General features: G+C 46.0%; 12 protein-coding genes. 9 read left to right on the forward strand and 3 right to left on the reverse strand.

Annotated elements, in window-relative coordinates; genetic code table 11:
* Positions 1–25: 25 nt before the first annotated feature.
* The 7 genes from QU667_RS02475 to glf all read left to right on the forward strand — a co-directional run bounded on the left by QU667_RS02475 (position 26) and on the right by glf (position 8,379).
* Complete coding sequence (locus QU667_RS02475; RefSeq protein ID WP_304987760.1) at positions 26–1,144, forward strand: GNAT family N-acetyltransferase; 1,119 nt, start codon at positions 26–28, stop codon at positions 1,142–1,144.
* Between the two features lie 24 nt (positions 1,145–1,168).
* Entirely contained in the window at positions 1,169–2,152 is a 984-nt protein-coding gene (locus QU667_RS02480; protein ID WP_304987761.1) for a glycosyltransferase, read from the forward strand.
* Between the two features lie 24 nt (positions 2,153–2,176).
* A complete protein-coding gene (locus QU667_RS02485) occupies positions 2,177–3,349 on the forward strand; it encodes a hypothetical protein (RefSeq protein ID WP_304987762.1) in 1,173 nt (390 codons plus the stop codon).
* A gap of 56 nt (positions 3,350–3,405) precedes the next feature.
* On the forward strand, positions 3,406–4,260 hold the full coding sequence (locus tag QU667_RS02490) for a class I SAM-dependent methyltransferase (protein ID WP_304988384.1): 855 nt from the start codon (positions 3,406–3,408) through the stop codon (positions 4,258–4,260).
* Positions 4,261–4,331: 71 nt separating this feature from the next.
* Positions 4,332–6,503 carry a heparinase II/III family protein gene (locus tag QU667_RS02495; protein ID WP_304987763.1) on the forward strand — a complete coding sequence of 724 codons (2,172 nt, stop codon included), beginning with the start codon at positions 4,332–4,334 and terminating at the stop codon, positions 6,501–6,503.
* Positions 6,504–6,702: 199 nt separating this feature from the next.
* A complete protein-coding gene (locus QU667_RS02500; protein WP_304987764.1) occupies positions 6,703–7,239 on the forward strand; it encodes an MBOAT family O-acyltransferase in 537 nt (178 codons plus the stop codon).
* Between the two features lie 30 nt (positions 7,240–7,269).
* Positions 7,270–8,379 carry a UDP-galactopyranose mutase gene (gene glf, locus QU667_RS02505; protein WP_304987765.1) on the forward strand — a complete coding sequence of 370 codons (1,110 nt, stop codon included), beginning with the start codon at positions 7,270–7,272 and terminating at the stop codon, positions 8,377–8,379.
* Positions 8,380–8,400: 21 nt separating this feature from the next.
* On the opposite strand, the gene QU667_RS11595 is transcribed toward glf, so the two are convergent.
* Positions 8,401–8,721 (reverse strand): IS30 family transposase, encoded by a 321-nt coding sequence (locus QU667_RS11595; RefSeq protein ID WP_369427609.1) that lies wholly within the window; start codon positions 8,719–8,721, stop codon positions 8,401–8,403.
* Positions 8,722–9,078: 357 nt separating this feature from the next.
* Here QU667_RS11595 and QU667_RS02510 point away from each other — a divergent pair, with 357 nt between their 5' ends.
* Positions 9,079–9,330, forward strand: coding sequence for a hypothetical protein (locus QU667_RS02510; protein ID WP_304987766.1), 252 nt, complete (start codon positions 9,079–9,081; stop codon positions 9,328–9,330).
* 119 nt (positions 9,331–9,449) lie between these two features.
* Positions 9,450–10,424 (forward strand): SDR family oxidoreductase, encoded by a 975-nt coding sequence (locus tag QU667_RS02515; protein WP_304987767.1) that lies wholly within the window; start codon positions 9,450–9,452, stop codon positions 10,422–10,424.
* Between the two features lie 109 nt (positions 10,425–10,533).
* Here QU667_RS02515 and mtnA read toward each other — a convergent pair whose 3' ends face one another.
* Positions 10,534–11,589 (reverse strand): S-methyl-5-thioribose-1-phosphate isomerase, encoded by a 1,056-nt coding sequence (gene mtnA, locus QU667_RS02520; protein WP_304987768.1) that lies wholly within the window; start codon positions 11,587–11,589, stop codon positions 10,534–10,536.
* 10 nt (positions 11,590–11,599) lie between these two features.
* Positions 11,600–12,244: a class II aldolase/adducin family protein gene (locus QU667_RS02525; RefSeq protein ID WP_304987769.1), complete on the reverse strand. Its 645-nt coding sequence runs from the start codon at positions 12,242–12,244 to the stop codon at positions 11,600–11,602.
* Positions 12,245–12,324 lie beyond the last annotated feature (80 nt).

Genomic DNA, 12,324 nt, shown 5'->3' on the forward strand with positions numbered 1-12,324 from the left:
TGAAATATGAGGAGGAAAGATATTGTTGTCTTTTGAAGTATACAATGATTTCGAACACCCTGCGGTTCGAGAAACCTATGCAATATTAGAACGAGAGGGAGAACATCTTCTCAATACTTCCTATATATGGACGAAAACATGGTGGGATGTATTTCGTGATCATACAGTTTTTGGATATGATAAACAAATCTATCTCATTCGTGTTCTTCGCGAAAGTGTACCTTGTGCCATGCTTGCACTGATGAGGTATAAAAAAGTCGTCAGGAAAAGCATGGGGCTAGTTTCCTACACGACATTGGGCATTTGTGGTGATGTATGGGGCGCAACATTTGAAGGCATCCTTGGAGATTTAAGTGTTGAAGAGACTCAAGAACTCATGAATTTTGTCCGACGCTCAATTTCGTACGATCAGCTGATATTTTCGCATATACCCGCTGCTTCACCACTAATGCAGGTCATACCCAATCAGATTCTTTTATCTGCGTGTCCGACAATTTCCTTAGTAGATTACGATGACTATGATCAATTTTTACATAAGATATATTCTAAAAAGTTGCAACGAAATATTCGTGCGCGAAAGAGACATGCAATAAATGACGGACGTGAATTGACTTTTCAGAGTAAATGCTTTTCAGATGTTGACTTTTGTACGTTGAAATCATTGTCAATATCGAAATTAGCCAGTGGGAAGCATTCAATTTATCTTGATTCGACAAAAGAACGGTTTATTAAGTGTTTGCTCAAGTATCATTTGGGGAACGTTGTTGTGGTGAAATGTGGTGAGGAACCAGTTGCGTATCGGTTAAATTTTTTCGTTGGTAAGAAAAAGTATTGTGTTGATGCTTCATATAATCGGGAATTCAGTAAATACGGAGTTGGTATAATGTCGCTTGATGCTAGTTTAAGGGATACGTTTGAATTAGGACAGACGTGCCATTGTGAAGGGACGGGGGTTGATACCTATAAACTGGAATGCTTGAAGACGGTAATTCCGATTTACGTATTATCTGAACCAGGAAACACATGGAAAGGACGGTTGCTTTTTCCCATTAAACTTCACCGTATGAGGAAACAGGAGAATGCCTTTAAGAATGAACTTTTGATGTTAAAGGAAAAATATTCCTTAACGATTCTAGACGCTTAGAAAATGATGCAGCTATGACTAGGAATGAGGCATAAGAAAGTAGTGCAGAAGATTGTTATGAGAAAATGTCATATAGGTCCTCTTCCGCCTCCACTTGGTGGTATATCTGTGTATCTATATCGTCTGAAACACCTAAAACCCAATGATCGATATATAAACAGTAATACATTGGGGAAAATTGGCTTTTTAAGATTATTATGCAAAAAAAAGGAAGAACTCGTTCTTCATGGATATAACATGAAGAAACTTACTGCGTTGTATTTTGCGTCACTCTTTTTGGGGCTTAAATATACCGTTGTGTTGCATGGGGAGGGGGTATTTCAAAGAAAAAATGTAATTTCATGGTATCTCTTGCGCAAATCGTTACAAAGAGCGCAGTCGATTCAATTCGTGAATCAAAAATTAAAAGAGAGAATGGGGGAGATGTTTCCAGAGCTCCTGTCGTGCTTTTGTGTTCAGAGCCCATTTTTACCACCTCCTCTTGAGGATGAAGCTGCTATCCTTGGCACCTATCCAAAAGAACTGCATCATTTCATAACGAATAGCTCACCACTCTTGGTTGCAAATGCTTTCAAGATTGTTTTCTGGAACGATGGAACTGAGTTATACGGTTTGGATATGTGCGTGGAACTCGTTCACAGACTCAAATCGCAATATCCACAGATTGGGTTGGTCTTTGCCTTGGCTGATGATAGCAGTGAGCCGGACTATTTTGCCAAGGTCAAAGAACGGATTTTAACAGATAAACTCAATGAACATATTTATTTTATGACAGGGCAACGGGAGCTATGGCCTCTGTTTCGGAAAGCAGATTTAATGGTGCGTCCGACCTGTACAGATGGGTATGGTATCAGTATTGCAGAGGCATTGTATTTTGATTGTCCGGCAATAGCCAGTGATGTGTGTGTGCGACCAGAGGGGACGATCCTTTTTAATAGCCGCGATATGGATGATTTCTATGAAAAGGCGAGCGAGATATTGAGTCGCAAGGATTTTCCGCTATTGTGACAGAATCTGTGGGGGATTTAACATATGGAAAAATGTCTGTACTATAATGATCATCAAACTGCAGCAATACTGATGATTGACGATCCGTCCTTTGTTTCGATCATGCAGAATGGGAAAATTGTTCCGCAGTCTGACTGGGGAGGAGGTCTGACCGCTTCCGGAAGTATTTATCGTTATGTTGCTGATACGCTGTTGACATGGTTTCCTGAAATTCGCGGTACATTCTTTTTTCCGATAGCAGATCATGGACTGATGAATCCTAACTCAAATTATGAGCTTTACTACAACCGAGATGCCACTGCACAACGGAAGTTTTTTGAGATTTCAGGTCAATTTTTTGAGGTTGCATATCACGGAACAGATCATGGGCGTTATCGGGATCAGAGCAACTGTGCGTTGTTCGATAATTGGGATCAGGAATTTTCTTATGTTACATTGGATGATGTGCCACGTATTCGGAGCATGATAGATAAAATTGAGGAGTTGTACGATATACACATGACAGGGGGGAAATACCCCGGGTATGCCAAAAATAAATGCGCTCATACTGTGGTAGAATCATTGGGGTTTCGTTGGTGGGCTGCCGATTCGGATATGATTGATCGAAAATGTGAAAAAAATCGCCGCGCTTACTATGAGGGGGATAAAGTCGTCTTGATACCGACGAATGTTTCCGGCAGTATATTTTTTAGAAATAGCACATCTTTGGCTCGGGACAAATGGAAAGCAAAGGTGAAGAAAAAGATGCCCCTGATACGATCCCTATGGTGTTTGTATCAGGACTTACGGGCAGAGGCATATATTAGTTATCTCTATGAAAAACGATTGATTATCTCTGTACAAGAGCATTTTGTAAACCTTCGTACCGATGGGAAACGCCAAACCCCCAATATCTATGATGACGTATTCTCTGTTGCCAGGATATATGCACTGTTGAGAGGAATGGATGTATGGCATACAACCTGCGGAGAACTCGCGCACTATATTGAGAGTTATGATCATAGTCGATTGGTACGAAGAGAGGACGGCCTATGGGATCTGTCTTATCATGGAAGTTGGGATGATATGTTCCTGACGATTTGCTCTACGCACCCTCATCTCAGAAATCATAGCAACGATAAAGTCATTCATGGCGTATATCGTATGGGAAAGTGGGTCTTTAATCATGTGGAACCAGGGCTATATGAGGAACTCTGAAATAGATAATTACGGTAATAGCTTCTTTTGCCCGATGAGGAGGATCTTTTGTGTCTATGGTGTGTAAATTTTGTGAATCGGAGCATGTGGACGACCTGCGTAAGATTCAAAGTCCGTATAGTGAAGAGAAATATACGTTATATGAATGTCGGGATTGTAAGCAACGGTTTTTTCGGATGGACGAAAGGGAAAACTCTCGAGATATATATAAAAAACTTTATGATGGCCAAGCTGAGAAAAACAAAAACATATATGGTCTTGAATTTACGACCTCAAAATATTGGAAAAATGAGGTCAAGGAAATTACGGCGCTTCATTCGGGGGGGGGGATTCATAGCGTTTGTGATATTGGGTGTCGTACCGGTGACTTTTTACTGCATTGGCCAAATCGGGTAGAGCGTGTTGGGGTAGAGCTGTCGGAGTATGCTTCCGGTGTTGCTCAACAGCGTGGAATTCACGTTGTGCGTGACTTTGTTGAAAATGCATCGTTTGACCACCCTTTCGATGTCGTGTCTTGCTATGCTTTATTAGAACATCTGGAACAACCCAAGCTGGTCTTGGATACATTCTCCAGAATGTGTAATCAAGGCGGAATATTGGTCATATTGGTTCCTGCTTTTGATACATGGAAGCAACATAAGATATGGAAAAATGAAAATGAACGCTGGCACATGTACAGCCCGCCAGAACATCTGAATTTCTATACAAAAGAATGGCTGGCAGAATACTTATCTTCTGATTTTGAACTGCTACACTATAAGTATACAACGGGGGGGATGGTGAATCCGCTCCGAGGAATTCCACTGCTATCAAGGGTTGGTAGTAGGCTCATGTGGGTGTGGGATATTACCCGATTTACAAATCAGAGGCCTGTTTTTGATCATTTGTACTTGTATTTACGAAGAAAGTAGTAAATGAGTATATTGTGATCTGAGGAGTGTAGGATTGTTTCATTGGATCTTGAAATCATGAGGGGTGACTGATGAGCCGTTATTGGAATAAGATCCGAACGCTTCCTTTGGATGAAGTCCTGCGCCGTGGTTCTCGCATGATACAGCATAGAGCTTTGAGTAAACTGAACAAATGGAAAGCCGAATTTCAATCGACCTATGCCACGCGTGAAGATCCATGTCTTGAAGTACCGGTGCGCTTTTCTAATGACTCATTTGAGGAGAATGGTGCTCAGGTAACTGCGTTAGCAAATCTCTTTCGAGTGCATAAATTTGATCTTCTTGGCAGTGGTTGGCGCAGAGTATATTATGGCATGATCGCTCTCGGCGTCGAAGGAAATGTGTACCCGCCGCACGAGGCTGTCATCGCTGATCGTGCTGGGGACTGGCTTTCGGGTAAGATTCCGTCTGTCAATCTTCATTATGCAAAAAAAGTGTGGACGCTGATTGATGCGGACTATGAGCCGATTCCTTGGCAGATGGATTTTAAGTCCGGCTATACATGGTCTGCTGAGACGTGGTATACGGAGATTGCTTACGGACATTTGCCGGGTGTTGATGTGAAGGTGCCGTGGGAGCTCGCCCGTATGCAGCATTTGCCGATGCTTGCACGGGCTTTTCGCGTGGCGGAGGCATCGGAACGGAATGTGTATGTGCGAGAGTTTCGTAATGAGATTCTGGACTTTATTGCAACGAACCCGCCACAGTTTGGTGTGAACTGGCACTGCACGATGGATGTGGGGATTCGCGTAGCCAACTGGCTCGTTTCCTATGATCTTTTCAAGACATTCGGGGCTTCATTTGATGAGGTTTTTGAGCGTGTTCTCGCCGCATCTGTATATGATCATGGCAGACACATCATCCGCAATTTGGAGTATAGCCCGGCGTTTCGTTCTAATCATTACCTTTCAGATATTGCAGGGCTTCTGTTTGCTGCGCTTCATCTGCCAACCTCCGATGAGACGGATGGTTGGCTTGCTTTTGCACTCCAAGAGCTTATCTCGGAGATGGCGCACGAATTTCATGAGGATGGCAGCAATTTTGAGGGGTCAACCAGTTATCATCGTCTCTCAACGGAGCTGATGCTGTATAGTGCCCTTTTTGCTGTGCAGATGGATCCGGCGCGACGCAATCGAGTGAAGGATTATAAGTGTTCTCTTCATCATGCTCAGCCCCCATTAAAGCCGATAGAGGAGCAGGCATTCGATCTGGATGGTAATGAAATTTTCCCCGCATGGTTTTGGGAGCGGTTGGCAAAGGCTCTGCGGTTTACCTCTGATCTCATGCATGAAGATGGGACGATCCCACAGGTCGGAGATAATGACAGCGGTCGTTTTTTGAAACTGAACCCTGTCTATGATGTGCTGACGGAAGACGATGCAGTTGCGAAATATGGAAACCTCAAAGGTTTTCCCGCGATGCAAGATGTTTTATACTATGACGAGAACATCCTCAACCATGAGCATCTGAAAGGTGCATATCGTGTTTTGTGTGGTCTTGGCAATAATTCACCGATCGATTTTGAAATGGTACTCCTTCGATCTCTGGCAAAAAAAATACCCACAGGTCACCTTGCGGATAATGTTTTGTTATCGGATGACTCTGTGCGTGTGAAAGATTTTGTTGATGCGTTGCCTGTGGCAGACCTTGATATGCAGGAATATCATTTTCCAAAGCCGAAAGAGCAGGTTTCGGCTTTACGTTGCTATCCATATGAGGGGATGGGGCTATATATCTTCAAATCCCCCCATCTTTACATGACCGTGCGTTGTGGTGAGATTGGTCAGAAGGGGAATGGCGGACATGCGCATAACGACCAGCTCTCCATTACTCTTCGGATTGATGGGAAGGATATTATTGTCGATCCCGGAACATATCTTTATACACCTCTGCCCGAGCGGCGCAATGAATTTCGCTCAACAATGGTACATTTCACCGTACAGAAAGATGGTGCAGAGCAGAATCCGTGGCATCCGGGGAGCGAAGGGCTTTTCTCGATGATGCATGAGGCTACCTCTGCTAAAGTTCTGCTGCTGACACCAAACGCTATTGTTATGGAGCACAGCGGATTTGGCGATAAGGTTTATCGTGTGGTAGAAATCTTGGAGGATGAGGTGTGGATACGAGATTATGGTGATGGGATTACACGATGGTTGTCATCCGCAGCAATTTCCAATGGGTATGGAAAAATAATCGCAGAATAGCGTTTGCAAGAGGAGGATTCTTGTGCTCTTCAATTCTTACGAGTTTATCTTTTTGTTTTTACCGATCGTATTATGCTGTTACTTTATTTTTTCCTCCTATGGGAGAGTGCAGGGGCATATAGTTCTTGTCTTTGCGAGTCTGTTTTTTTATGGATGGTGGAATCCAAATTATTTGGCTCTGATTTTGTTTTCCGTATGTATGAACTTTACATTGGGGAAATATTGCATTCAGGTTGGAGAGCGTCGTTGGCTTGCTGCAGGTGTTGCGCTCAACCTGGCTTTGCTTGGTTATTATAAATATACGGATTTCTTTATTGAAAATATCAATGTGCTTTTTCATGCAGACTATGCGCTTTATCACCTAGTGCTTCCACTCGGAATTTCCTTCTTTACATTTACACAGATAGCGTATCTTGTGGAGACATATCGCGGGAAGGTTTTTCAACATCATTTTCTCAGCTATATCCTGTTTGTGACCTATTTTCCGCATCTGTTGGCGGGTCCCATTATTCATTATGAAAATATGATGCCGCAGTTTCTTGACCGCTCTTTGCAAAAGATCAATTATGATAATGTGGTTCGTGGCTTGTTTCTTTTCTCCTTGGGACTCTGCAAAAAAGTTTTGATTGCAGATTCTCTTGCGGGAAACTATGCTTTATATGGGGATCCCTATCATGCGGGTAAGGAAATTAAAGAGAATGTTATCTGTGTTGTATGGGGGGATCGCTGCCTATAATTCACTGAATACAACGGGAGGTATGTTCTGATGCCGCAGTATGATTATTTGGTTGTTGGTGCAGGTCTCTTTGGTGCTATTTTTGCACATGAGATGAAAGCGCGTGGGAAACGTGTTCTTGTTATTGAGAAGCGTAGCCATATTGGCGGTAATGTCTATACGGAAAATATGGATGGCATTGAAGTTCACGTCTATGGAGCACATATCTTTCATACGAACCAAAAGACTGTTTGGGATTATGTGAATCAATTCGTCTTTATGAAGCCGTTTGTCAACTCTCCTGTTGCGAACTATCGGGGAGAGCTCTACTCTTTGCCCTTTAATATGAATACATTCTATGCTCTGTGGAAGGTGCGAACACCGCAAGAGGCTGTGGAGAAGCTTGCGGTGCAACGGGCTGAGTTTGCGGATATTGAGCCGAAGAATCTTGCGGAACAGGCGTGTAAACTCGTGGGACGCGACATTTATGAGAAGTTGATTCGTGGCTATACGGAGAAACAATGGGGCCGTAAGGCTGAGGAGCTTCCAGCTTTTATCATTAAGCGCATTCCGGTTCGACTCACATTTGACAATAACTATTTTAATGACACGTTTCAGGGGATTCCGAGTGAGGGATATACTGCTCTTGTCGCGCGCATGCTTGAGGGAATAGATGTACGCTTGGATGTAGAGTTCTTTCATGATCGAGATGAGCTTGAAAAAATGGCACAAAAAATTGTTTTTACGGGACGCATTGACCAGTACTTTGATTCTTGCTATGGAAGCTTGGAATATCGTAGCCTTCGCTTTGAAAATGAGAGACTATCTGTGGAGAACTATCAGGGAGTCGCTGTTGTCAACTATACAGACGCAGAAACTCCGTATACGCGCATCATAGAACACAAGCATTTTTCACCTGTGGAGACGAAGCATACGATTATCACACGTGAATATCCGGAGGATTGGACAGAGGGGCGTGAGCCCTATTATCCGGTCAATGACGAAGATAATATGCATCGTTATGAAAAGTATCGAAAGCGTGCAGAAGAGATGTGTCCTCACTTGATCTTGGGAGGTCGACTCGGCACGTATCGTTACTACAATATGGATCAGATTGTGGAGCAGGCATTGGAAGCTGTTCGGTTGGAAAACGAATTCTAAATTGCAATATCAAAAGGTAGATTACAAGAATAAGTTGCATGGTAAAAAAGACAAGCAGATCGAAGCCTTACGACACTCATTCAGGAAACATTCCTGTGCAGTGTGGTAACCGAGTTTTTTGTGTGACAGACCTCTGAGCCATTCTTGTATCGCAATGATCTCATCTTCCGTGCAATCCTCCAAATGCCTTCCCTTTGGGATAAAACGCCGTATGATTCGATTCGTGTTCTCGATCATCCCTTTGTCACTCGGATCATATGGATGCGCGTAGTAGATGCGAAGATTACGACCTTCCTCAAGTTCCCGAAGCCGCGAAAACTCCGTCCCGTTATCCGTCGTAATCGTCTCAAAAAGTTCTTCGAAAGAGCAATCGAACTCTTCTTAGATGGAATGCAGTGCCTCCATGATAGAACTGCTCTTTTTGTCCTTCACCTTGCGTAAACATGGAAACCGGCTCTTGCACTCTGCAATGACGAGAAGCACTTCCTTCCCCCTGCATCCACCAAGCATGAGGTCGGTTTCTTGGTAGACTGGTCTGTTCAACTCTGTTTTACCACAAGGCTTCCGCTATGGACTTTTTTATGTGCAACTTAATTTTACAATCTACCCCTCTGATTTACCGATCGAATATATTGACAAACTTGCTTGATTGTAATATTATAAAAGAGTAAATTTTTTGATGTGAGGAGTGTGTGATTTATGCCTAAATTTTCTTTTCCTGATCCTGATGATAGGTCTCCCAATAACCCACTTATAACATTAGAGAATCGTCAAGTAATAGGTCTTTATAATCAGGCTCATCCAGATGAAGAGGACATGCAGAATGTAACAGCTAAAGTTCGGGAGTGGATTATACAAACAGGTAAAGCCCATGGTTGGGACGAAGTTGAGTTTGCAGGGTCAGAAGGCGTGTTTAAGAGGACAGACTTCATATCAAAATGGAGAGATTGATTTGGGTGACTACTTTCAGTTTTAGGTAATAATACTGGAAGTAGTCGTTTTTGCTTTATTTCTCAAAGTATGCAGATAAAGCTTGAGTATTGTATGTAATCATAAGGAGTACTTGTATTATGAACTACTATACGATTACATTCTCAAAGAACAGTCTTTTTCTCGTCACCGGCGGGGCGGGTTTCATTGGATCGAATCTGGCTGAGGCGGTTCTCGCGATGGGGCACAGGGTTCGTGTGCTGGACAATCTGTCGACGGGGTATGCGAAGAATATTGTGGGATTTCGGGAGAATCCGAACTTCGAGTTTGTCGAGGGGGATATTCGGGATGCGGCACTCTGCCATCGCGTCTGTGAGGGCGTGGACTATGTGCTGCATCAGGCGGCGGCGGTGAGTGTACCCGAGAGTATCGAGCAGCCAGTGGAGTACACGCTGACGAACATCGTCGGTACGGTCAACATGATGGAGGCGGCGGCGAAAAACGGGGTGAAGAAGTTCACCTATGCATCGAGTGCTGCGGTCTATGGCGATGACGAGACGATGCCGAAGCGGGAGGAGATTGTCGGCAATCGGCTTTCAACGTATGCGGTGACGAAGTTTGTCGCAGAGGAGTACGCCTATCAGTATACAATGCACTATGGACTGGATTGCTATGGGATGCGGTACTTCAATGTGTACGGTCGGCGGCAGGATCCGAATGGCGCATATGCGGCGGTGATTCCGAAGTTCATCGAGTGTCTGCTCCACGATGAGCCGCCGACAATCAACGGCGATGGGGAGCAGTCGCGTGACTTCGTCTATGTCGAGGATGTCGTGCAGGCGAATCTCCTTGCGTGCGTCGCGTCGCATGAGGCGGCAGGGCAGGCGTACAACGTCGCGGCGGGCAAGCGTTCAAGTCTCAATGAGATGTATGCGGTGCTCAGTGCACTGTTCGAGAAGGACTTGAAGCCTATTTTTGGTCCTGAGCGCAAGGGAGATATTCGCCACAGCGGGGCGGACATCTCGAAGATCCGAAAAAATCTCGGCTATGCGCCGGAGTATGATTTCGAGAAGGGAATCAAAGAGGCGATTCAGTGGTATAAAGAGAATCTGTAGGAATAAAAAAGGCAGTATCGTGTTCCGTGATAGTGTGGAATACGATATTGCCTTTTTGTATAAAGCCCGTCAACTTCGTTTGCTGACGGGCTTTGATATTGGAAAAATTCTATTGTTTACGTGTAAGACCATGTGCGAAGTCTGTGATAATACCATCCTCCGTCACAATCGCGGTAATTAGCTCATGATCGGTGACATCGAACGCAGGATTGTAGACGCTGATGCCCTCCGGTGCCATGCGTTCTTTGTACCACATATCGGTGACTTCGGCGGCGGGGCGCTGTTCGATGTGGATGTCGGCGCCTGTGGGGGTGTTCATGTCGATGGTGGAGGTGGGAGCGCAGACGTAGAAGGGGATTCGAAAGTGTTTGGCGAGGATGGCGACACCTGATGTGCCGATCTTGTTGGCGACATCGCCGTTGGCGGCGACACGGTCACAGCCGACGAAGACGGCATCGATCCAGCCGTTTTTCATGACGGTGGCTGCCATGCTGTCGCAGATGAGGGTGACATCCATGCCGGCGGCACTGAGTTCGTAGGCGGTGAGGCGTGCGCCCTGGAGGAGGGGGCGCGTTTCGTCGGCGTAGATTTTGAAGTGGTAGCCTTTTTGGTGCCCAAGGTACATGACGGCGGTTGCAGTGCCGTATTTTGCGGTGGCAAGCTGTCCGGCATTGCAGTGGGTGAGGAGGCCGTATCCCGGCTTTACGAGGGTGAGTGCGTGCTCGCCTATTTTTTTGCAGATGTCGATGTCCTCCTGCTTGATGCGGAGGGCTTCGTCACGCAGGAGTGTTCGGATTTCGGGGATGGATTTGCCCGCTGCATTTTTGACGACAGCGTCCATGCGGTTCAGCGCCCACGAGAGGTTGACGGCGGTGGGGCGGGAGGAGTTTAGGTAGTCGGCTGCTTCGTGGAAACGCCGTGCAAATTCGGCGTAGTCGTCGGTGTCGATCTCAAGTGCGGCGAGGTAGATGCCGATGGCGGCGGCATCGCCGATGGCGGGCGCACCGCGCACTTGGAGCTCGCGGATTGCTGTCCAGATTTCGCCCTGTGTTTTGAGGTGGAGGTATTCGGCGCGGTTCGGGAGTTTGGTCTGGTCGATGATGACGAGGGCTCGCTCCTCTTCGTCGAGGGCGAGGGTTTCCATGTCGAGGATGTTGGTGTTCATTGTATTCCTCCTAAACCGTTGGATATTTCCACTTTGCCAGTTCGTCCGCCGGAATGGTCGCAGGTTCGTGTCCGAGGACGGTGAGGCATCGGTAGTAGATGTCGGCGAGTTCTTCGACGTAGCTTGCCTTGAGCAGGGCTTCTTTGAGATTTTCGGCGACGGCGACGACACCGTGCGCCTGCATGAGCGCGACATCGGAGATAGCGAGCGGGGCGAGGACGTTCTCTGCCGCCGCGCGTGTGCCGGGGCGGCCGTAGGGGGCGACGGGGACATAGCCCTCCCTGCAGCCGAGGATGGAGAGTTCGTAGACGATGGCAGGGATGTTCTTGTTCATGACGGCGAATGCGGTCGCCGTGCGTGAGTGTGTGTGCGCAACTGCGTGTACGTCGCTGCGGCTTTGATAGATTGCCGTGTGCATCATCAGCTCGCTGGTCGGTTTGCGTCCATTCAACGATTCAATTGTATGACCGTCCATATTGATGACGACGATGTCGCTTGCGGTCATTTCCTCACGATCCATACCCGTCGGCGTGATGCAGATGAGTCCGCTCGCCGTATCGCGCACACTGAAGTTCCCTGAGCGGTGTCGGCACAGCCCCGCACGGTCGGCTTCGAGTGCATAGCGGCGCACATCCTCCTTGATTTGTTCGAGCATCATTGTCCTCCTGTCAATTTTCTATATTTTAGCGAAAATTTGCGCGTTATGGCAAGTGATTTTTACATCTGCACAAAATA

The organism is Selenomonas dianae, assembly GCF_030644225.1.
Lineage (GTDB): Bacteria > Bacillota > Negativicutes > Selenomonadales > Selenomonadaceae > Centipeda > Centipeda dianae.